Raw genomic sequence first — 20,634 nt, 5'->3', positions numbered from 1 at the left:
CGAAATCCACAAGTGGATTTGGTTTGGCACTTGTGGCACTTATTTTGGCACTCGTTCAGCGTTAGTACCTGGTGTGTTCCCTGGTCTTATTCCTGCAACCGACGGGACAAGGCTTGGGTCTCCAAAACCGGGGGTCGCAGGTTCGAGCCCTGCCACTCCTGCCAGCAAAATCAATAACTTAGCCTAAATGTGAGTGCGGTAGAACGAGGGTTTCTACCGTCCTTGTACCCAATTTTGTCTGACGGCTCGTCAAGCGGGATGCTTGCTGCCAAGTCAGTGATGGTACTCGTCAGGCGCTGATCGGCTTGCCGGCTGCGCCTGCGCTTCGTGCAGGTGCGCCGCAAAACCGCTGGGTCGTCACCCATCCGCTGCGCCAGGGTGTGGATCGGCACCCCTGCGTCGAGCAGGGCTGGGGCGTGGATGATAGTCCCGAGAGAAGTTCCGGGATGCCGCGGGGCGTAGCCGACACGGAGATGGCTGGAAACATGAGAGCTTCCGGCGGGCCGATCATGGATACGTGTCGTGAACCTCGGTGAGCAGCCGAAGCTGCCGCTCCTTTCAGCCAAGAGGATCGCCACTATTGCCGGGTCGAGCTGGATGTCCGATAGCCGCGCCGAGTCTTGGGGGGAGAGCGTGAGACGGCGGGTGAGACGCGCGGTCGGAGCGGTTAGCTGGCGCCGGCAGACACGGCAATGCTCAAACGCCGCAAGATGAGCACCCACTGTCGCAACAGGCTTCAGCGACGACGAAAACCCGTTGGCGAGTTGACGAATGTCAGTGCGAGCTTGCGGAAACCCAAAGAGCATGCAGCGTGCGCGCCTTGCCCATAGTTCACCAAACGGCGTGCGGTTTGGCGACCAGATCGTGGATCTTCAATACCTTGATCCCGATCGAACGCAAAACCGGTACCCGATCTTTTGCTGATCGCACTCGGGGGCGGAGCGGCATCGCCGAGAGAAGAGGACGATGAATATTGAACAATATACCGAGCGCTCGCGCGGTTTCATCCAGTCCGCGCAGTCGTTGGCGATGCGCGAAGGACATCAGCAGTTTTCCACGCTGCATCTGCTGAAGGTCCTGCTTGATGACAGTGAGGGCCTTGCTGGCGGTCTGATCGACCGCGCTGGTGGCAATTCCCGCGCAATCCTGAAGGCGACCGAGGACGCCCTGAACAAGGTGCCAAAGGTCTCCGGTGGCGGTGCCGGCCAGGTTTATCTTGCACCCGAGCTCGCCCGAGCATTCGACGCTGCGGAAAAGGCAGCCGAAAAGGCCGGCGACAGCTTTGTCACGGTTGAGCGTCTCCTGCTCGGCCTCGCCATGGACAAGAACAGCGAAGCCGGCCAGCTGCTGGCCAAGGGCGGCATTACCGCGCAGAATCTAAATGCTGCGATCGAATCCCTGCGCAAGGGCCGCACCGCCGACAGCGCCACGGCCGAGAATGCCTATGACGCGCTGAAGAAATATGCCCGCGACCTGACCCAGGCCGCGCGCGACGGCAAGCTCGACCCGGTGATCGGCCGCGACGAGGAGATCCGCCGCACCATTCAAGTGCTCTCGCGTCGGACCAAGAACAACCCCGTCCTGATCGGCGAGCCCGGCGTCGGCAAGACCGCCATCGCCGAAGGCCTGGCACTGCGCATCGTCAATGGTGACGTGCCCGAGAGCCTGCACGACAAGAAGCTGCTTGCGCTCGACCTCGGAGCGCTGATCGCTGGCGCGAAATACCGCGGTGAGTTCGAGGAGCGGTTGAAGGCCGTGCTCCAGGAAGTGACTGCGAGCGAGGGCACCTTCATCTTGTTTATCGACGAGATGCACACGCTGATCGGCGCAGGCAAGGCCGACGGCGCAATGGATGCGTCCAACCTGCTCAAGCCCGCGCTTGCCCGCGGCGAACTGCACTGCATCGGTGCGACCACGCTCGATGAGTACCAGAAGCACGTCGAGAAGGACGCCGCGCTGGCGCGGCGATTCCAACCGATCTTCGTCAACGAGCCCTCGGTCGAGGACACGATCTCGATCCTGCGCGGGTTGAAGGACAAGTACGAGCAGCACCACGGCGTGCGGATCACCGATTCCGCGCTGGTGGCGGCTGCGACGTTGTCGCACCGCTATATCACTAACCGTTTCCTGCCCGACAAGGCGATCGACCTGATGGACGAGGCCGCGGCGCGGCTGAAGATGCAGGTCGATTCCAAACCGGAAGAGCTGGATTCGCTGGATCGGGAAATTGTCCGGCTGAAGATCGAGCAGGAAGCCCTGAAGAGGGAAAGCGATCCCGGCTCCAAGACTCGGCTGCAGTCGCTGGAGAAGGAGCTCGCCGATCTCGAGGAGAAGGCCGCGGCGCTGACGGCGCGCTGGAGCGCCGAGAAGAGCAAGCTCGTGAACGCCCAGAAGCTGAAGTCGGAGCTCGATGGGCTGCGCGTCGAACTCGCCAATGCGCAGCGCCGCGGCGAATTCCAGAAAGCCGGCGAACTGGCCTATGGCCGGATCCCGCAACTGGAGAAGCAGCTTGCCGAGATCGAGGCCAAGGAGAACTCCGGTGAGATGGTGGAGGAAGCCGTCACCGCCAACCATATCGCGCAGGTCGTCTCGCGCTGGACCGGTGTGCCCGTCGACAAGATGCTGGAAGGCGAGAAGGAGAAGCTCCTGAAGATGGAGGAAGCGCTGAGTGAGCGCGTCGTCGGCCAGGCCGAAGCGGTGCATGCGGTCGCGACGGCCGTTCGTCGCTCTCGCGCAGGGCTGCAAGACCCCAACCGGCCGATGGGCTCGTTCATGTTCCTGGGCCCCACCGGTGTCGGCAAGACCGAGCTGACGAAGGCCTTGGCGGAGTACCTGTTCGACGATGAGACCGCGATGGTCCGCCTCGACATGTCCGAATACATGGAGAAGCACTCGGTCTCGCGGCTGATCGGCGCGCCTCCGGGCTATGTCGGCTATGACGAGGGCGGGGCGCTGACCGAAGCGGTGCGACGCCGGCCTTACCAGGTCGTGCTGTTCGACGAGATCGAGAAGGCGCACCCTGACGTCTTCAATGTCCTGCTGCAGGTGCTCGACGACGGCCGCTTGACCGACGGCCAGGGCCGTACGGTCGACTTCCGCAACACGCTGATCATCATGACCTCCAACCTTGGTTCGGAATTCCTCGTGAACCAGCCGGAGGGTGAGGATACGGCTGCCGTGCGTGAGCAGGTCATGGGCATGGTGCGCGCCCATTTCAGGCCCGAATTCCTCAACCGCGTCGACGAGATCATCCTGTTCCACCGCCTGCAGCGGAGCGAGATGGGACGGATTGTCGAGATCCAGTTCGGCCGGCTGCAAAAGCTGCTGGACGATCGCAAGATCACGATCACGCTCGATGCGGACGCAAGGGATTGGCTCGCAGCGAAGGGCTGGGATCCCGCTTACGGCGCGCGGCCGCTGAAGCGGGTGATCCAAAAGTATCTGCAGGACCCCCTGGCCGAAATGATCCTCGCAGGCGAGGTGAAGGACGGTGACAAGGTCGCGATCTCGGCGGAAGGCAATGTGCTGACATTCAACGGCAAGGCGCCGCAGACGGCGGAAATAGCGCAATTCAATGCCCCACCTCCGAAACGGAGATTGAACTGAACGGCCTGCCAGGATGCTGGCATAGCGTGCTGCGCCGGGGAGTATCAGAACTGGCAGGACTGTGACGGCTCGCTCTGAAAAGAGCGGGGATTGAGATCAGACAGAACGCAGCACGCAGATATTGAGCAGGATGACATGGCACAGCGTTGCAGGCACTTGGCAGGAATTCATGACGTCGTTCCCCATTCTCTTGGGTGTGAAGAATGCCTGCAATTGGGCGACCCATGGCTGCACCTGCGTGTCTGCCGAACCTGCGGTCATGTCGGTTGCTGTGATCAGTCGCCCAATCGACACGCGACGAAGCATTTTCATGCAACCGGCCACCCAATCATCGAAGCCTATGATCCGCCCGAAGGCTGGGGCTGGTGTTATGTTGATGAACTGATGTTTGACTTATCGGATCGGCCCACGCCGCAACTAGGCCCGATCCCGAGGTTTTATTGACGCCCTACACCGCGCTGCTCGACTAGAGACTCTGAAGGCGTGGGCGAACCGCAAACAACAATTGACGACACTCGATGCTTTCCGGCGTTTGCGTTGACGGCTGTCAAGGTAGAGCGTCGCTCTACGCGTCATCGTCAGCTGCGAAACAGCCTGCCAGGGAGATGGACATGGTCGCGCGCACTGCCAGCCGTAGTTCCGACCGACACGAAGCCAGAGTACCGGGTAGCACCAAAGTTCAAACGAGCGATCCGCAACCTTATGATCGGTTTGAGCTGCTGCCCATCGCCGGGACCTGGCGCCATGGGCAGGCAGATCACAGGCTGGTCGACACCAATCCTTTTACTGGCGATGTCCTCCTCGAAATCAAGCAGGCCGATCGTCGCGATCTTGATGCGGCGTTTGCAGCGGCTGCCAAGGCTCAGGGGGAGTGGGCCGCCTCAGCACCGGCGGTGCGGGCGCAGGTATTTCGCCGTGCGGCAGACGTGATGGAAGCGCGCCGTGGCGAAATCGTCGATTGGCTCATCAATGAATCCGGCAGCACGCGACTGAAGGCGAACCTTGAGTGGGAAGTGACCCATACGGTCATGCTGTGGGCGACCTCGGTGCCGCATGCGGTCGAAAGCCGCTACATTCCGTCCGACATTCCGGGCAAGGAAAATCAGGTGCGCCGCAAGCCGGTCGGAGTGGTCGGTGCGATCAGCCCTTGGAACTGGCCGCTTCATCTGAGCAATCGCACCATCGCGCCGGCGCTCGCGGTCGGTAATGCCGTTGTGGTGAAGCCGGCAAGTGATACGCCCGTCACGGGAGGATTGTTGTTGGCGAAAATCTTCGAGGAAGCCGGCCTGCCAGCGGGGCTCCTCAGCGTTGTTGTCGGCGCGGGCAGCGAAGTCGGCGACGCTTTCGTCAGTCATCCCGTTCCACGAGTCATTTCGTTTACCGGCTCGACGCCGGTCGGCCGCAGGATCGCGGAACTTGCGGCGAAGGCGCCGATCATCAAGCGCGTCGATCTGGAGCTCGGTGGCAATGCTCCCTTCGTTGTGCTCGCGGACGCCGATCTGGATCAGGCCATCGAGGCCGCAGTGTTCGGCAAATTTTTGCACCAGGGCCAGATCTGCATCGCTATTAACCGCCTCATTGTCGAGGAGCCCATCTACCACGCGTTCGTCGAGCGCTTTGCCGAGCGAGTGGCGAGATTGAAAACCGGCGACCCCCGCGATGGCGACACCATGGTTGGTCCGATCATCAACAACTCGCAGCTTCAGAAGCTGGTGGCACGCGTTCGCCGCGCCCGCGACGACGGCTGCAAACAGGTGCTCGGCGGCGAGCCGGATGGACTCGTGTTGCCGCCGCATGTCTTCGTGAACGTCACTAACCAGATGGAACTTGCGGCAGAGGAAATATTCGGCCCGTTGGCGCCGATCCTCCGGGTCGGGAGTGCCGAAGAAGCCTTGGCCGTGGCCAATGAAACGAGTTTTGGACTGAGCGGCGCCGTATTCACGCGCGACCTGCACCGGGGCGTGCACTTTGCCCAGCGAATGCAGGTCGGCATGGCCCATGTCAATGATCACTCCGTCATCGACTTGCCGACCTGTCCGTTTGGCGGCGAGAAGAATTCCGGCATTGGTCGGTTCAATGGCTCTTGGGCGATCGAGGCCTTCACGACGGACCAATGGCTGACCGCGCAGCACGCGCCGCGAGGCTACCCCTGGAGCGCCTCCGTCGTGCAGGGGCCGTGGTCATGAAAGGCGCATAGGATGGACGACCTATCCAACACGGTTGTCGCTGGTCTCCAGACGAGCAGCAACGGCATGCTGGAGTCCCGCCACGAGCACATGTTTCCCAAGTTCACGCCGGACGAGATCGACCGCATGCGCCGGTTCGGCGAGATCAAACACTATGCCGTCGATCAACATCTATTCCGGACGGGTGAGAGCCCGCCGGGCACGTTCGTCATCATTGCCGGTCGCGTATCCATCGAAGCTCGCGATCGACCTGGTCGGGCGGAGAAAATCGTGGAATTGGGCGCAGGCGACTTTGTTGCCGAAGTCGCCCAACTCTTCGGTGGACCCGCCCTGGTCGATGCGCGCGCAACCGAGCCCGTTGAATCGCTGCTCTTTCTGCCAGCCAGACTTCGCGCTTTGCTGATCGCCGACGTTCAACTCGGCGAGCGCATTATGCGGGCCCTGATTTTGCGACGGGTATTCCTGATTGAGGCCGGCGCGGGCGGCCCTTGTCTCATCGGGCACGACGGCCATCCCGGAATGGTGCGTCTACTGGAATTTTTGGCGCGCAACGCCTATCCGCACCAGGTGCTCGACCCCACAAAGGATCCGGATGCGCAAGCGTTCTTGAAGCACTATCCCTGCAAGTCGGAGGAATTGCCGCTGGTGGTCTGTCCGAACGGGGCAATCCTGAAAAACCCGAGTGAAGCTGACTTGGGTCGGGCCCTGGGGATGGTGCCTCCGGATCTCGAAGGGCGCCGTTACGACGTGGCAATTGTCGGCGCTGGCCCGGGAGGACTTGCGGCTGCCGTGTATGCGGCGTCTGAGGGTTTGTCGGTCGGCGTCTTTGACGCACGGGCGTTCGGGGGACAGGCTGGCGCCAGCAGCTGCATCGAGAACTATCTGGGATTTCCGACGGGAATTTCAGGCCAGGCGCTGGCGGGGCGTGCCTATGTGCAGGCACAGAAGTTCGGCGTGGAGATGATCATCCCCGAGAAGATCACGAACCTTCGTTGTGAGCACCGTCCATTCACGATCGAGCTCTCCGACGGTCGGAGCGTCACCGCGCTGAGTGTCGTGATCGCGAGTGGCGCGCGATATCGCAGGCCGAACATCCCGAATTTGGAGCATTTCGAGGGGCGGGGAGTTTGGTATTGGGCCTCCCCGATCGAGGCTCGCCTATGCCGAAACGAGGAGGTGGCGCTGGTCGGCGGAGGCAACTCCGCAGGGCAGGCGGCGGTGTTTCTCAGCCGCTATGCCAAGAAGGTATGGATGCTCGTGCGGGGACCCAGCCTGGCTGCGAGTATGTCGCAATATTTGATCGACAGGATCGCAGCGACAGAGAATATCGAGCTGCTCACCTGCACGGAGATCGTAGGGGTGTCGGGTAACGAGCAGGGCCAACTCGAACGAGTCCGCTGGCGCGACAGGACCGGCGCCGAAGTTGAGAAAACGATCCGCAACGTCTTCATGTTCATCGGTGCAGAGCCCGCAACAGAGTGGCTGAGCGGCTGCAACGTCAGCCGCGACAGCAAGGGATTTGTGCGAACAGGGACGAACATACCACCTGACGACCTTCTATCGGCTGACGGCGCGAGCGTACCATCGCTCGAGTCGAACGTGGCTGGTGTGTTTGCAGTGGGTGATGTTCGTTTGGGATCCGTCAAGCGCGTTGGCGCGGCGATCGGCGAGGGAGCCACCGTCGTGCAGCAGATTCACGCGTATCTTGAAACGGCGCGGACCAACCAAAGTGGAGAGCCGGCGCAGGCCGCCGCGGCATGATTGCGAAGCGGGCGAGCGACGAAAGAACTCCGCGCATATGACGCCTGTCAATGCGACCGGCGGCGAAAAATGGCAAACGTGCCCGATGATCGCGCAACTTCCCCCGGACAAGATGCCGCCGCCGCGCCCAGAGGGCGTGCGGCAGTTCCAGCGACTATTTCGCGAAGCGGTTGGTCTCAACGTCGACAAGGCTGACCTCAAGCGCTACGAGGATTTCATCGATCACAGGATTTATCGGCTGTTATTGCGCGCCGAAGCCGACGCCAAGGCTGGCGGCGACGTCCTGATCCAGCCCTGGAATCTCCCGATCACCGCGGGGCTCCAGGAATGCATCGAGCAATTCAGAAAGCTGGATGAAACGCTAGAGCTGGCGCCGATTCTCGAGCGTCTGGCTCATCGGCCGCCGCTGCAAGTCAGCTATAGCGACGAGACCGAGGCAATGCTGCCGGACCTTGCCGGGGGGCTTGGCATCGCGGTCGCACGAACATTGAAGATCATCGAGCCGGATCTGAAAAATCCGCAGACGAAGCATTGGGAACTCGCCTCGCGGATCTTCGAGCTGCTGCTGTAGCCGGTCGCACCTAATCCTGCTGGAGTTCGCACATCCGCATGAAAGTGCGGAGGACAGGGAGTGCCCCCTATGACTCTGATGGAGACCATCAGGACAATCGTGTTGCCTTCAGGTGAACATATTCCGAGGCTCGGTCAAGGGACTTGGCACATGGCCGAGAATCCGCTGAATCGAACGAAGGAGGTCAACGCGCTACGTCTCGGCATCGATCTCGGCATGAGCCTGATCGATACGGCCGAAATGTATGCCGACGGTGGTGCCGAGCGTGTCGTCGGCGAGGCGATCAAGGGACGGCGTGACGAGACTTTTCTGGTGAGCAAGGTGCTACCTCAGAACGCCACGCGGCACGGCACGGTGGCGGCCTGCAACCGAAGCCTGGCTCGGCTGGGAGTGGATGAGATCGACCTCTACCTGCTGCATTGGCGGGGGTCGGTGCCGCTGGAAGAGACCGTCGATGCCTTCGAAACCCTGGTGGGCGCGGGCAAGATCCGATACTGGGGCGTCAGTAATTTTGACGTCGGCGACATCCAGGAGCTCGTGGACTTGCCCAATGGTGCAAACGTCGCGACCGATCAGGTGCTCTACAATCTCGCGCGCCGCGGGATCGAGTTCGATCTCATGCCTTTGTGCCAGCGTAGCGGTCTGCCGGTCATGGCCTATTCGCCGATCGAGCAGGGTCGTGTGTTGCACCACGTCACGCTCGAGACCATTGCATCGCGTCTCGGCGCAACACCGGCACAAGTGGCGCTGGCCTGGGTGCTGCGCCAGGATGGCGTATGTGCGATACCGCAATCGGGCAAGCCGGAGCATGTGCGCGAGAACCGTGGCGCGCTGGACGTTCGCCTGACGCCTCAAGACCTGGCCGAGCTCGATGAAACCTTTCCGCCGCCGCATCGCAAGCAACCTCTGGCATCGCACTAATTCGGGAGACATCGAGCCATGAGCAAAGAGGACCGCCACATCGTTTGCCCGCATTGCACGAGCATTAACCGCATTCCGGCCCGCAGGGATGCGCGTCAGGCGAAATGCGGACGCTGTCGGCAGCTCCTCTTTACGGGACATCCGATGCCGGTTTCCACCGGCAGCTTTGCCACTCACATCCAGCGCAACGATATTCCCGTTGTGGTCGATTTCTGGGCGGCATGGTGCGGGCCTTGCAAAGCGATGGCGCCGGTTTTCGAGCGCGCCGCCGGCGAGTTCGAACCCGAGCTTCGCTTCCTGAAGGTTGACACCGAGGCGGAAGCGGAGCTGGCGGCCCGCTACAACATTCAAAGCATTCCGACCGTGATGCTATTCCACAAGGGGAACGTTGTCGCTCAACGCGCCGGCGCCGTCGGCCTCGAGGCTCTGCGCCAATGGTTGCGCCAGCATGCGCCTTCAGCCGCGCCTGCGGCCTCATGAATTGCGGAACAGGATGCCCCATGCCGGCGGAGAGGCTGCCGGTGATCGGAAATGGTGTCGCCGAGCAGCAGGCATCCGATAAAGTGTAACTCAAGGACAACTGGTCGGGTCGCCATGCAGGCTAATGACACAATCACCCTGATTGAAGCTTACGATGCAATTCGGATCTTCGTGGAGAGCATCTGGCGTCGTATGGACAAACCCCAGGACGAAGTCGCGTTTCTGCTTGCCGGTTTGAAATGGGCCGATGGGTCTCCGGTCGATCCTGCGATGTGGCAGGACTGGATGGCGGCGGCGCAGCGCGTGAAGGAGGAGGGAGGTGGCGCGCCTTAAACTATCCGCCCGCGGTCTGCTTCGTGCCGATGGCGTGCTCCTCACAAAATCGATGCGCGCGCTTGAAACTCATCATCTGAGGGGTTTTCTGCTCCGGAAACGCGGCGTCAAACCTCTTGATCGCCACATGGATCGCGATCCTGACCTCGGCCGTTCGTATAGCGATGGTCTCTTCCCGTCTACTGTTGCCGGTCCGATCGAGGATCGTGCCATGCGCGAGCCAATGGGCAACGGTCTCGACGCGCGCTGAAAGGGCTTCAGACGCGGGCAGAGCGGCACTGTCGATAGCCGGCAGCATTCCGCAGGCAGCAGCGGCCAGGGTCGCAGCGCACTCGAAATCGCCGCGATGCGAATGGTCCAATGCTGCATGGATCTGGCGCATCGAGGCGTACCTAACGGAGGTTTGGATGAATGGCGGGCTGATTATTTTGATCTCCCCGTCTCGGTCGCGACCCAACGGAGCTCACGTGGAGGCCGCAATTCGCTGTTAAGGAGGTTCGAAATATCGCGTCGCTGCATCGGATCGCTGCAAGTGGCGCCTGTTCGCCTGGCACCGGTCTTTCGCTCGCGAACCACGCGCAGCATCTTTGCACATTCTGGACAGGCATATGACCCAAAGCTTCTGCTCATCGGTGCTCGCGCCCTGTTTGAACAGTGCTTGTTTTTCAACAATGCCGAGATTGCGGCCATGATGCTCGTCAAGTGGATTGAGAAGAAATTGCCGAGGGGAGGATCGCTGATCGCTGGCGGTCCAATGGCGGCGTGCGCTCAGGGATCGAACGGGTTGAGCCGCCATTGAGAGGGGAGCTTCGCCGCGAGGGAGTTGCAGGCCCTATCCCCGATACGGCCGGGACGCCGACGTGCGCTCCGTCACCTCGCGAAGGAAATCCTCGGGCTGGGTGAAGAACGAGTTTTCCACGAGAACGCCCCCCATTACGATGACAGGATGCGTGCGCAGAATGTCGATTGCCAAAGCCGTGTTCAGGAGATTGACATCGAAGGTGCAAATGACCGGATCATCGAAGTTCGATAGCACGCTGTTGAGCCGCATTTCATATTCCGCCCAATCATTCCTGCTCTTCCAGTCATCCAATGCGGTTTCGGGGTGTGCGATCATGCGCGTAAGCGGGTATCCAAGCGAGGTCCCATTCTGCAGCACTTGTTGGATGAGATTGAGCATGTCTTCCTTGTTGAAGCGACCCGTTCGCGAATACGTGTCTTGCGGCAGCGCGATCTCGAGCTGCCCCGATCGTTGAGCGGCATCAACGTCTATGCCGGCGCTCCGAAGTCGTGTCACGTGATCGTCGACATGCCGTTCAGGGAGCACGTGGAAAGCGCGCTGACCGCAATTCAGGCCATCGCAGATAAACGGCAAAAGCGTATTGTATTCGTCGTCCGCCGAGCAAAAAAAAGCGCAAACATGCCGGTGTTCGCGAAGCATGGAGCCAGCGAAAGGAATCGGTGCCGCGGACGAGCGCGCAATCGGCCCCGCTTTCGTTGAAGCGGGTGGGTGGGCGATCCTTCCAGCGCCGCGGTGCGGAGTAGTCTGCTCTCGGGTTCCATCCTTGAGACACTCGGCAAAGTGGACGGCTATCCGCTCCATTGGCGTGGGATCATACTCAGCATCTTCCCAGGGCTGTCGAAAATGTACCGTGAGCACGCCCCACAGCCGTCCGTTATCAACAATTATGGGCGCCGAATGCGCCGCTGCGACGCCCACTTCTTGTAACGCTGCCAGCTCGCTCGTGCCAACAAACAGGTAGCTGGCGGCAATATTTCCCACGACCGTGCGCATGCGTTTCTTCAGCGTTGCTGCACAAGTAGAGTTAGTGTCGCGGCGAACAATTCGAAACAAATCCAGAGCTTGATCGGGAAATCCGCAACTGGCAACGATCCTGAGGCAGTCCTCCGCGCTATCGTACCGCTGCACAGTGCCGAAATCTGCTTCGGCAGCCCTGATGGCATTCATCAGAGTCTCATGGATCGTTTCGTCGCCGCGTCCTGCGCGCGCCGGTGGATTGATGCCATTTTGAAAGGTCTTGCCGGACCTTGCCTCTGTGCCGGGCTGGCGGTTTTGCATCGGACAATCCTCGGGCAGGACACCATGAACAGCAGGGTTAAGCATGAACTTTGTAGGGCCGCCGTCCACTACGTAGTTTTGCTTACTTGAATTCAGCATCTAATAGGCGACCGGTGGTTGCGTCGGAGTCTTGAGACGCTGTCCTTGGTGTCGATAAGGCGTCGGGAACCGAACGATCGGTCCCATCGCCTGTTGGGGGTAGGAGATAGCAAACTCGCAACATGGATTGGAATCAGCGCGCTAATGCCTTGGGTGGAAGAGCTTTCAGATCCCGGCGAGCTCCGGCGCTGCATCAGAGACTTAGTGGCACTATCGACCTTGCCTGCCCTTTGGGAGAGATACTCCGCGAAGGAAATAGCCGACAGTGTGGCTCTCGCTCTCCAGTCGATCCTGTCCGCCGACTTCGTACATGTCAGTCTTTCTGTCGGACAGGACGAAGGGCCGATCACGGCAACACATGGCGCGCACGGACAAATGCCGCGGGACGTCACTGGGGCGATCCAGCTCGAGATCAAGCCCGAATGGTTTCATGGTGCAGGGCGGCCTCAGGTGATGTCCAATCCGCTTGGCCGCGGCAGTGCGCACATTGCCACGGCTGCAATCGGATTGGGTCGATCGATACTCGTGGCCGGGTCGTCTGGCCCAGGGTTTCCGAGGGAGACCGATCGACTGATGCTCAGCATCGCTGCAAGTAATGTCGCAATAGCGTTGCAGCGTCGGCAGGTAGAGGCGGACGAACGGCGCTTTGTAGCACTCGTCGAGCGATCACCCGACTTCGTCGCCTTTTCGGACCTGAATGGCGGGGTGCAATTCGTCAATTTGGCTGGCCGCGAGCTGGTGGGAATTGAGCCGGCAGACGACATTTCAAATTTGCACGTCGTCGACTTCGTTAGCTCGAGCGATCAGGAGCGTCTGTCCAATCAATGTTGGCCCGCCGCTTTGACAGATAGACGCTGGATGGGGGAGCTTAACTTATGTCATTTCAAGACGGGCGAAATAATTCCATTCTTAGTCGATATTTTCAGGATCGACGACCCTCGAGGCCACGGGCCTATGAACGTTGCCACGGTCAGCCGCGATCTGAGAAGGCAAAAACAAGCCGAACGCGAACTGCGGCGTTTAAACCAGTCGCTCGAACGAAGCGTGGAGTTGCGTACCGCCGAGCTGATGGCGGAGATCACAGAGCGAAAGCGGGCGGATGAACGGTCGCGGGAATTGCAGTCAGCTCTCTCGCATGCGGGCCGGCTAAGTGTTGCCGGCGAAATGGCTGCTGCTCTGGCACATGAGTTGAACCAGCCGCTCACGGCAGTTGCCAACTCCGCCAACGCTGCTCTACGTCTTCTTGCGCGATCCGGGTCGATGCGGACAGAGTCGATGCGCGAAATAATGGATGATGTTGCCGGGCAGGCATTGCGCGCTGGCCAAATAGTTCGGCGTCTTCGCGACTTTGTCACTCGCGGGAAGAGCGAAAAGAAGAGCGAGGACATCGAAACACTGATCCGTGAAGCGAACGCATTTGCCCGTACTGGATTCGAGAGCTTGGAAGTGTCAGTGAATCTGCTTTTCGATCCCAGCGCGTCGCATATTTACGTCAATCGAATTCAGATCCAGCAAGTCTTGGTAAATTTGATCCGTAATTCGCTCGAAGAAGTCGCGAAAGTACCGCAAGCCACGATTGATGTTGCGACACGACGAATCGACAACAAGGAGATCGAGATCTCTGTCGCAGACAATGGGCGCGGCGTGGTGCCGCCCGTGGTCGATAAGCTGTTTCAACCATTCGTCTCGACGCGGCACGACGGTATGGGGTTGGGCCTCGCCATCTGCCGTTCGATTGTGGAATCGCACAGTGGAAAGCTTTGGTACGAGCCAAATCCCGGTGGCGGAGCCTTGTTTCGCTTCACTCTCTCATCTGCAGAGCCAACGGAATAGGACCATGCCAAATGATGTAGTGTACATCGTCGATGATGATGCAGCCGTTCGCCGATCGCTTGCACGGCTGCTCGAGTCAGCCGGCTTTGTTCCACGTTCGTTCGAGGCCCCGATCCAGTTTCTGGATGCAGCTCCCAATCTTGCAAGGGGGTGTATCCTGCTGGACGTGCGGATGGATGTCATGAGCGGTCTCGAAGTGCAGGCGGCGCTCGACAGAATGGGCTGCACGATTCCTGTTGTCGTTATGACGGGCCAAGGTGACGTACCGACGGCGGTTCGGGCGATGAAGGCCGGTGCGGTGGATTTCCTTGAGAAACCGTTCGATGATGAAGTGCTGCTCGAAGCGATTGAACGCGCGCTGGCGCGGTCCGGTCGTCCACACCAGGCTCGTGAGGCGCTAGAGGCGTGGAACCGGATTGCTGTCCTCAGCCAACGCGAGCGTCAGGTTCTCGATGCAATTGCGGGCGGACAACCAAACAAGGTAATTGCCTTCAAGCTCGGCATCAGTATTAGAACGGTGGAGGTCCATCGAGCGCGAATGTTGCATAGATTGGGAGTCCGTCAGGTTGCACAAGCTGTGCGGCTGTTGGTACTCGCGGGTTCGGCTCCGCAAGGCGTACTTCGACAATCACCTTAGGAAATACCTTTCGGAACGCCATGAGGACGATCAACATTCTCATACGGACTGGCCCCTCTGCTGCATCATCGCCAACGTTGGTCGACACAGGCCTTTGCCTTCTCGCCGCGGTCCTGTTCCAGTGACGGATAGTCCGTGTAACCTTTCTCGCCGCCACCATAGTATGTCGTCGGGTCGTCCTCGTTGAGTGGAGCACCGGCGCGCAGCCGTTCGGGCAGGTCGGGATTGGCGATAAACTTGCGGCCGAAGGCGATCAAGTCGGCCTGGCCATCGCGCAGCCATTGCGTGGCGCTTTCGGCGTTGAAGCCCCCCGCCACGATGAGTGTTCCCTGATACTTATTCCTGATCACTCGGGCCATGTTGAGGGCGTACGGCTCCGGCTTCTCGCCCTTCTGCATTTGCTCGAGCGCCGGATTGACGATGTGCAGGTAGGCCAAACCATAGCCGGAGAGTTGCTCGGCGAGGTAACCGAACGTCGATTCCGGAGCCTCGTCGCTGATGTCGTTCATCTTGCCAAGAGGTGAGAGCCGGACGCCGATCCTGTCCGCCCCAAGAATGGGAATGAGGCCCTCGATGATTTCGAGCAGAAGCCGCGCCCGATTTTGAACTGCGCCGCCATAGGCGTCGTTGCGTCGGTTGGTGCTGCTCTCGATGAACTGATCGATCAGGTAACCGTTGGCCGCATGAATCTCGATGCCGTCGAACTCGGCGGCCTCCGCGTTCCTCGCCGCGCGCTCATACTGTTTGATGAGGTATGGCATCTCCTCAAAAGTCAGCGCGCGTGGACGCACAAATGGAACCAGTTCTCCCTCGCCGCGCTCGTTTTCAATGAAGGCCTTGCCCGCGGGCGTGATCGCCGAGGGCGCGACAGGTAGCATGTTGTCCGGCTGCAGGGCCGGGTGTGAAATGCGACCGACGTGCCAAAGTTGGTTGAAGATCAGTCCATCAGCCTTGTGCACCGCCTTCGTGACCTGCCGCCAGGCTTCGACTTGCTCGCGGCTATGGATACCCGGCGTCCAGGCATAGCCTTGGCCCTGCATCGAGATCTGCGTGGCCTCGCTTATGATCAGGGCGGCAGACGCACGCTGCGCATAATAACAGGCCGCGAGTTGAGACGGCACATTGCCGGGCTGTCGTGCTCTTGAACGGGTCAATGGCGCCATGACCACGCGATGGGGCAGGCTGAATGGCCCAAGCCGGCATGGCTGGAAGAGGGGATTCGCATCCCCGTTTTGGACCGCGTCGAGCACGCGGCTGTGCGTGGTAGCGATGACCATATTGCCTCAACTCGAAGGAGCGAACTGATTCAAGCCTTCGGTAAGCAAGCGTCCGAAGACCTTTCGATCTCTACACCGCAATCTAACGGAGGATCGCTACATCGCGCTGACAATCGTCAATGCTCCTAACTGCTGGAGAGCGGACCGCCGGTGCTGCTACGGCAGGATGTTTCGCCGGCGTCCCCGCGATCTGGCCAGCGCGCTCAGCTGGGCGATTTGGGCGTCGAGTTCGCTGTCAGCAATTCGTAAGTGTTTTCCATTTTTCGTCGAATGCGGTGCTCGGCTTACGGTCAAGATTCAATTGGCACGCGCGTGATCGTTCGTCCCCGGTCATCGGTGACAACGACAGAAAAGCCAGACCAGCCGCCATCTCGCGCCAGCTCACGAGCAATGGTCAGGCCACGTTCCGCAGCGTGGCCGGGGGAGAGGAGAATGCTACCGCATTCGTCGGGATAGTTCGTTCCGTTCTCAATATGAAAGAAGAAATGGCCTCCGTCTGCGGGTTTCGTCGTTTGCGGATCGCCGATCGGCTGTCCCCCATTCAGGCGATCGAGATGACAGCGCGCCGCATGCCTCAGGGGTTCGGTGATCGTGGCGATCAGTGGCTCGACATCTTGAGAAAAGTGACGTCCGATCCGCTGGTGAATGCCCAGAACGACGGAATGACCTGCAGTGTCCGTGAGCCGCGCTCCGAGGATGTCCCGAACGCCGCAGCTCAGCACAAACTCGTTGTACCACTCGCTTCTCCGCAAAAGTGCCTCCGGAAGACATGTGGAGAGCATGCTCCAGCGCGCACCCAGCATGGGCGAGTATGGATCGAGCGCGGCGTAGGTCTCGACGTAGCGGGATTTGAACTCGGCACTGAGCCCGCAAAAGACGGCCTCATCGACCGTGCCTGTCGTCTTGTTCGTGACAATCAATGCCGCTCCCGCCACGCCCGCCTCATCCATCAGCCTTTGAAGCGCTTTTGGCCAGGCATCCGCGGACATCGCTGCATCGTGAAGCGTTGAGAGGAGTGACTGCATGATCCGTGACCTTCAAGAGATTAGCGATGCCCGAGCGCGCAAGCTTATGGTAGCCGATCAGCAAACGCATCAATGCGTGCGGTCATCGGCTGTGATCCGCATCGCCTGGATGTCTCGGAGCAGGCAACGCAGCCCATACAATTGATCCAGCAGATAAAGGACCAACGCGACACCTTCGTCGTTGACACCCAGGTCCCCCTTGAGATCCTCAATCAGGCGCACGCGGGCGAGATCCTGCTCGGAAAACGGATGCCCTGGTCGATGCGCTACCAGCCATTCCGCATCCATCCAGGCTTCGATCGTGGAGGAATCGAGATGAGATCGATCGGCGAATTCCTGAAGCTGCATTGTCACACTCGCATCGACTGTCTTGGGCTATCGGAAGGCTGCCACCCACTCACAAACCGTTCGAGATCCGGGTCTGGTTTTTTTGGCAGAACCAGTTTCAGCGTGACGTACTGGTCGCCGCGGCCGCCATCGGCGCGCGGCACGCCGCGTCCCTTGATCCGAAGAACCCGGCCCGAGCTCGACCATTTTGGCACAGAGACCGCGACAGCACCGCTCACGGTTGGTACCTTGAGTTTCGCGCCCAGCACGCCTTCTTTCAGTGAGATCGGCAGGTCCAGGTGGATGTCGTCGCCTTTGCGGACGAAGTAGGGGTGCGGCAGGACACTGATCTCGATCAGGGCGTCGCCCGGCGGACTGTCTCCGGCTCCCCGACGACCCTTCCCCTTCAGGCGCAGAATCTGGCCGTCGCTGGTGCCGGGAGGAATGTTGACCTCGAGCGTACTCCCGTCGGGCAGGACAATGGATTGCTTGCCGCCGTTGACGGCATCGAGAAAGTTGAGCTCGAGGTGATATCGGACGTCGGCCCCGCGTCCGCGCCGGGTGGTGCGGCCGGAACGTCCAAAGATCTCGGAGAGAATATCGTCGCTGCCGGCGAAGTCAGTGAAATCGGCAAAGCCGGCCCCATTGGAATAGCCCGACCAGCCTTCACGGTCGGCAAAATCCCGGTAGTATTGCCGGGGCTGCTGCTCGCTACCTGATGCATCGATCTCACCGCGGTCGAAACGGGCGCGCTTGTCCGGATCGTTCAGAAGATTGTAGGCGGCAGATAGTTCCTTGAATTTGTCCTCTGCCGCCTTGTTGCCGGGATTGAGATCAGGATGCAGCTTCTTCGCGAGCCGCCGGTAGGCCTTTTGAATGTCGGCCTGCGTTGCGTCCTTCTTCACGCCCAGCGTTGCATATGGGTCTGCAGCCAACACCAGCTCCTGTTTACGCGTCGACCGGACCGCCGTTCATTGTTGCGGGGGCTGCGGCGATTGTGGTCTAGGCGGTTTGGCTACAACGACCCGGGCCGGCCGCAAGAGACGGTCATGAAGCATGTAGCCATTCTCCAAAACGTCCACGACGTTCCCGGGAGACTGATCGGACCGATCGGTTTCCATCACGGCTTCGTGCTTCATCGGGTCGAATGGCCGATTGAGAGCGTCGATTTCTTCGACACCGAAGCGTTTCAGGATCTGTGTCAGGATACGATTGGTGGCGACGACGCCGCCCAGCAGGCCGTCGTCGTCCTTGGCTCCCGGGTCCGGCGAGCCGGCGTCGATGGCTCGCCGCAGATTGTCCGCCACCTGCAGCAGTTCGCGGGCAAAGTCGGCGATGGCATATTGCCGGGCGTCTTGGACCCGACGCTCGGCCATGCGTCTCGTGTTCTCGGCGTCCGCAAGTGCACGCATCAGGCGATCGCGCTCGGCGGTGGTCTCCTGCGGCTGGTCGCTTTCCTTGTGCTCACCCGCGGGAAGCTCGCCGAGCCCATCCTCGATGGTCTTGGTAGCCATGTCGTGCTCCATCTGTCGCGTTCGGCCGGATTGGAAGGCTTCAAGAAGCCTTTCGATCGCCGGGGTCGACTTCTTCGAACTCCGCGTCGACGACGTCCTCGCCGCTGCCAGACGATCCCGCCTGTCCGCTGCCGGGAGCTCCGCCTTGGGACGCCGCGCGGTTCAAAGCTTCGCCGATCTTGGATGCCGACTGCTGCAGCCGCTGGGTTGCCTGCTGGATCGCCGTCACGTCCTCGGCGTTCAACCGTTGCTTTGCCTCGGCGATCGCCTGCTCAATCTCCTTCTTGACTTCGGCAGGGATCTTTCCTTCGGACTCCTTCAGGGCCTTCTCGGTGCTGTAGATCACCGCGTCGGCCTGGTTGCGGGCTTCGATGAGCTCCTTGCGCCGCTTGTCCTCGTCGGCGTGGGCTTCGGCCTCCCTGACCATCCTCTGGATGTCTGCTTCGGTCAGGCCGCCGGACGCCTGGATCCGGATACTCTGCTCCTTGCCACTCGCCTTGTCCTTGGCCGAAACGTTGACGATGCCATTGGCATCAATATCGAAGGTCACCTCGATCTGCGGCACGCCCCGCGGGGCCGGCGGGATCCCCACCAGATCGAACTGTCCAAGCAGCTTGTTGTCCGCTGCCATCTCGCGTTCACCCTGGAAGACCCGGATCGTGACCGCGGTCTGATTGTCCTCCGCTGTCGAGAACACCTGGCTCTTCTTGGTCGGGATCGTGGTATTGCGGTCGATCAGCTTCGTCATGACGCCGCCAAGCGTCTCGATGCCCAATGACAGGGGTGTCACGTCGAGGAGCAGGACGTCCTTGACGTCGCCTTGGAGAACGCCGGCCTGGATCGCGGCACCGACCGCGACCACTTCATCGGGGTTGACGCCCTTGTGAGGTTCGCGTCCGAACAGCTTCTGCACGGTCTCCTGAACCTTCGGCATGCGGGTCTGGCCGCCGACCAGCACGACTTCGTTGATGTCCGATGGCTGCAGGCCGGCGTCCTTCAACGCTGCCTTGCAGGGATCGATCGTGCGCTGGATCAGGTCGTCGACGAGCGCTTCAAGTTTGGCGCGCGACAGCTTGATATTAAGATGTTTCGGTCCGGCCTGATCCGCGGTGATGAAGGGCAGATTGACGTCCGTCTGGGTGGCGCTGGAGAGTTCGATCTTGGCCTTCTCTGCGGCATCCTTGAGCCGTTGCAGGGCGAGGCGATCTTTGCGGAGGTCGATCCCATTTTCCTTGCGAAACTCGTCCGCCAGATAGTCGATGATCCGCTTGTCGAAGTCCTCTCCACCGAGAAAGGTGTCGCCGTTGGTTGACTTGACCTCGAACACACCGTCGCCGACCTCCAGGATCGAGACATCGAACGTACCGCCACCGAGGTCATAGACGACGATCTTGCCGCTGCCTCTCTTGTCGAGGCCGTAGGCGAGGGCGGCCGCAGTCGGCTCATTGATGATGCGAAGGACCTCCAGCCCGGCGATCCGGCCGGCGTCCTTGGTTGCCTGGCGCTGGGCGTCGTTGAAATAGGCGGGCACGGTTATGACGGCCTGCGTGACGGCGCCGCCGAGAGTGGCTTCCGCGGTTTCCTTCATCTTGGTGAGGATGAAGGCGCTGATCTGGCTCGGACTGTACTTTTTGCCCCGGACGTCGACCCAGGCGTCGCCGTTGTCGCCCGGCACGATGTGATACGGCACCATGGTCTTGTCCTTTGCCGTGATCGGGTCATCGTAACGCCGGCCGATCAGTCGCTTGATGGCGTAGATCGTGTTCTCGGGGTTGGTGATACTTTGCCGCTTGGCCGGCTGCCCGACCAGGACTTCACCATCGTCCGTGAAGGCGACCATGGACGGCGTGGTGCGCCCGCCTTCGGCATTCTCAATGACCCTGGCTTTGCTGCCTTCCATGACGGCCACGCAAGAGTTGGTGGTTCCGAGATCGATGCCGATTGCTTTTGCCATGATCAAGTTCCTTCGATTTGAGTACGGCGG

General features: G+C 60.6%; 19 protein-coding genes. 11 read left to right on the top strand and 8 right to left on the bottom strand.

From position 1 onward, the window contains the following. Nucleotides 1-966 precede the first annotated feature (966 nt). From clpB to AOQ71_RS10690, 8 genes are all read left to right on the top strand, one after another. Nucleotides 967-3,606: an ATP-dependent chaperone ClpB gene (clpB, locus tag AOQ71_RS10725; RefSeq protein WP_057745646.1), complete on the top strand. Its 2,640-nt coding sequence runs from the start codon at nucleotides 967-969 to the stop codon at nucleotides 3,604-3,606. Nucleotides 3,607-3,741: 135 nt separating this feature from the next. Continuing rightward, a complete protein-coding gene (locus tag AOQ71_RS43020; RefSeq protein WP_083514123.1) occupies nucleotides 3,742-4,050 on the top strand; it encodes a UBP-type zinc finger domain-containing protein in 309 nt (102 codons plus the stop codon). Nucleotides 4,051-4,217: 167 nt separating this feature from the next. Then, nucleotides 4,218-5,792: an aldehyde dehydrogenase family protein gene (locus tag AOQ71_RS10715; RefSeq protein WP_083514122.1), complete on the top strand. Its 1,575-nt coding sequence runs from the start codon at nucleotides 4,218-4,220 to the stop codon at nucleotides 5,790-5,792. Nucleotides 5,793-5,858: 66 nt separating this feature from the next. Further along, entirely contained in the window at nucleotides 5,859-7,553 is a 1,695-nt protein-coding gene (locus tag AOQ71_RS10710; protein ID WP_057745909.1) for an FAD-dependent oxidoreductase, read from the top strand. A 37-nt stretch (nucleotides 7,554-7,590) separates the two neighbouring features. Beyond that, on the top strand, nucleotides 7,591-8,124 hold the full coding sequence (locus AOQ71_RS10705) for a DUF1931 family protein (RefSeq protein ID WP_245316834.1): 534 nt from the start codon (nucleotides 7,591-7,593) through the stop codon (nucleotides 8,122-8,124). Between the two features lie 75 nt (nucleotides 8,125-8,199). Then, nucleotides 8,200-9,045: an aldo/keto reductase gene (locus AOQ71_RS10700; protein ID WP_430648618.1), complete on the top strand. Its 846-nt coding sequence runs from the start codon at nucleotides 8,200-8,202 to the stop codon at nucleotides 9,043-9,045. An 18-nt stretch (nucleotides 9,046-9,063) separates the two neighbouring features. Beyond that, nucleotides 9,064-9,525 carry a thioredoxin TrxC gene (gene trxC, locus AOQ71_RS10695; protein ID WP_057745639.1) on the top strand — a complete coding sequence of 154 codons (462 nt, stop codon included), beginning with the start codon at nucleotides 9,064-9,066 and terminating at the stop codon, nucleotides 9,523-9,525. Between the two features lie 114 nt (nucleotides 9,526-9,639). Continuing rightward, nucleotides 9,640-9,858, top strand: coding sequence for a hypothetical protein (locus tag AOQ71_RS10690; RefSeq protein WP_057745636.1), 219 nt, complete (start codon nucleotides 9,640-9,642; stop codon nucleotides 9,856-9,858). Between the two features lies 1 nt (nucleotide 9,859). On the opposite strand, the gene AOQ71_RS10685 is transcribed toward AOQ71_RS10690, so the two are convergent. Next, nucleotides 9,860-10,240 carry a hypothetical protein gene (locus AOQ71_RS10685; protein ID WP_157083477.1) on the bottom strand — a complete coding sequence of 127 codons (381 nt, stop codon included), beginning with the start codon at nucleotides 10,238-10,240 and terminating at the stop codon, nucleotides 9,860-9,862. 150 nt (nucleotides 10,241-10,390) lie between these two features. Between AOQ71_RS10685 and AOQ71_RS10680 the strand changes: the two genes are divergently transcribed. Further along, entirely contained in the window at nucleotides 10,391-10,657 is a 267-nt protein-coding gene (locus tag AOQ71_RS10680; protein ID WP_057745630.1) for a hypothetical protein, read from the top strand. A gap of 33 nt (nucleotides 10,658-10,690) precedes the next feature. Here the strand turns inward: AOQ71_RS10680 and AOQ71_RS43015 are convergent, their stop codons facing one another. Further along, complete coding sequence (locus tag AOQ71_RS43015; protein WP_057745627.1) at nucleotides 10,691-11,938, bottom strand: MEDS domain-containing protein; 1,248 nt, start codon at nucleotides 11,936-11,938, stop codon at nucleotides 10,691-10,693. 303 nt (nucleotides 11,939-12,241) lie between these two features. Between AOQ71_RS43015 and AOQ71_RS10670 the strand changes: the two genes are divergently transcribed. Continuing rightward, nucleotides 12,242-13,870 carry a PAS domain-containing sensor histidine kinase gene (locus tag AOQ71_RS10670; RefSeq protein ID WP_205668215.1) on the top strand — a complete coding sequence of 543 codons (1,629 nt, stop codon included), beginning with the start codon at nucleotides 12,242-12,244 and terminating at the stop codon, nucleotides 13,868-13,870. A 4-nt stretch (nucleotides 13,871-13,874) separates the two neighbouring features. Next, complete coding sequence (locus AOQ71_RS10665) at nucleotides 13,875-14,507, top strand: response regulator transcription factor (protein ID WP_057745620.1); 633 nt, start codon at nucleotides 13,875-13,877, stop codon at nucleotides 14,505-14,507. Nucleotides 14,508-14,572: 65 nt separating this feature from the next. On the opposite strand, the gene AOQ71_RS10660 is transcribed toward AOQ71_RS10665, so the two are convergent. From AOQ71_RS10660 to dnaK, 6 genes are all read right to left on the bottom strand, one after another. After that, a complete protein-coding gene (locus AOQ71_RS10660; RefSeq protein WP_057745617.1) occupies nucleotides 14,573-15,784 on the bottom strand; it encodes an alkene reductase in 1,212 nt (403 codons plus the stop codon). A 290-nt stretch (nucleotides 15,785-16,074) separates the two neighbouring features. Beyond that, entirely contained in the window at nucleotides 16,075-16,809 is a 735-nt protein-coding gene (locus AOQ71_RS10655) for a DUF6894 family protein (RefSeq protein WP_057745614.1), read from the bottom strand. A gap of 69 nt (nucleotides 16,810-16,878) precedes the next feature. After that, complete coding sequence (locus AOQ71_RS10650; protein ID WP_057745611.1) at nucleotides 16,879-17,157, bottom strand: MerR family transcriptional regulator; 279 nt, start codon at nucleotides 17,155-17,157, stop codon at nucleotides 16,879-16,881. A gap of 2 nt (nucleotides 17,158-17,159) precedes the next feature. After that, nucleotides 17,160-18,071 (bottom strand): DnaJ C-terminal domain-containing protein, encoded by a 912-nt coding sequence (locus tag AOQ71_RS10645; RefSeq protein ID WP_057745608.1) that lies wholly within the window; start codon nucleotides 18,069-18,071, stop codon nucleotides 17,160-17,162. A gap of 36 nt (nucleotides 18,072-18,107) precedes the next feature. Continuing rightward, the gene (locus AOQ71_RS10640; RefSeq protein ID WP_057745899.1) at nucleotides 18,108-18,650 is read right to left on the bottom strand and encodes a nucleotide exchange factor GrpE; all 543 of its coding nucleotides are present in this window, start codon (nucleotides 18,648-18,650) and stop codon (nucleotides 18,108-18,110) included. Nucleotides 18,651-18,690: 40 nt separating this feature from the next. Beyond that, nucleotides 18,691-20,604: a molecular chaperone DnaK gene (dnaK, locus tag AOQ71_RS10635; protein WP_057745605.1), complete on the bottom strand. Its 1,914-nt coding sequence runs from the start codon at nucleotides 20,602-20,604 to the stop codon at nucleotides 18,691-18,693. Nucleotides 20,605-20,634: the final 30 nt, after the last annotated feature.

Origin of the sequence: Bradyrhizobium manausense (genome assembly GCF_001440035.1) — a bacterium.
GTDB classification, from domain to species: domain Bacteria; phylum Pseudomonadota; class Alphaproteobacteria; order Rhizobiales; family Xanthobacteraceae; genus Bradyrhizobium; species Bradyrhizobium manausense.
Note: the sequence above shows the minus strand (reverse complement) of the source record. Positions and strands in the feature narration are given on the sequence as shown.

What these genes read in the sequence shown, in the direction of transcription:
- AOQ71_RS10715 (WP_083514122.1), top strand. Translation starts at nt 4,218, where the DNA reads ATGGTCGCGCGCACTGCCAGCCGTAGTTCCGACCGACACGAAGCCAGA.
- dnaK (WP_057745605.1), bottom strand. Translation starts at nt 20,604, where the DNA reads ATGGCAAAAGCAATCGGCATCGATCTCGGAACCACCAACTCTTGCGTG.
- AOQ71_RS10665 (WP_057745620.1), top strand. Translation starts at nt 13,875, where the DNA reads ATGCCAAATGATGTAGTGTACATCGTCGATGATGATGCAGCCGTTCGC.
- AOQ71_RS10710 (WP_057745909.1), top strand. Translation starts at nt 5,859, where the DNA reads ATGCTGGAGTCCCGCCACGAGCACATGTTTCCCAAGTTCACGCCGGAC.
- AOQ71_RS10655 (WP_057745614.1), bottom strand. Translation starts at nt 16,809, where the DNA reads ATGCAGTCACTCCTCTCAACGCTTCACGATGCAGCGATGTCCGCGGAT.
- AOQ71_RS10650 (WP_057745611.1), bottom strand. Translation starts at nt 17,157, where the DNA reads ATGCAGCTTCAGGAATTCGCCGATCGATCTCATCTCGATTCCTCCACG.
- trxC (WP_057745639.1), top strand. Translation starts at nt 9,064, where the DNA reads ATGAGCAAAGAGGACCGCCACATCGTTTGCCCGCATTGCACGAGCATT.
- AOQ71_RS10705 (WP_245316834.1), top strand. Translation starts at nt 7,591, where the DNA reads ATGACGCCTGTCAATGCGACCGGCGGCGAAAAATGGCAAACGTGCCCG.
- AOQ71_RS10660 (WP_057745617.1), bottom strand. Translation starts at nt 15,784, where the DNA reads ATGGTCATCGCTACCACGCACAGCCGCGTGCTCGACGCGGTCCAAAAC.
- AOQ71_RS43020 (WP_083514123.1), top strand. Translation starts at nt 3,742, where the DNA reads ATGGCACAGCGTTGCAGGCACTTGGCAGGAATTCATGACGTCGTTCCC.
- clpB (WP_057745646.1), top strand. Translation starts at nt 967, where the DNA reads ATGAATATTGAACAATATACCGAGCGCTCGCGCGGTTTCATCCAGTCC.
- AOQ71_RS43015 (WP_057745627.1), bottom strand. Translation starts at nt 11,938, where the DNA reads ATGCAAAACCGCCAGCCCGGCACAGAGGCAAGGTCCGGCAAGACCTTT.
- AOQ71_RS10640 (WP_057745899.1), bottom strand. Translation starts at nt 18,650, where the DNA reads ATGGCTACCAAGACCATCGAGGATGGGCTCGGCGAGCTTCCCGCGGGT.
- AOQ71_RS10685 (WP_157083477.1), bottom strand. Translation starts at nt 10,240, where the DNA reads ATGCGCCAGATCCATGCAGCATTGGACCATTCGCATCGCGGCGATTTC.
- AOQ71_RS10690 (WP_057745636.1), top strand. Translation starts at nt 9,640, where the DNA reads ATGCAGGCTAATGACACAATCACCCTGATTGAAGCTTACGATGCAATT.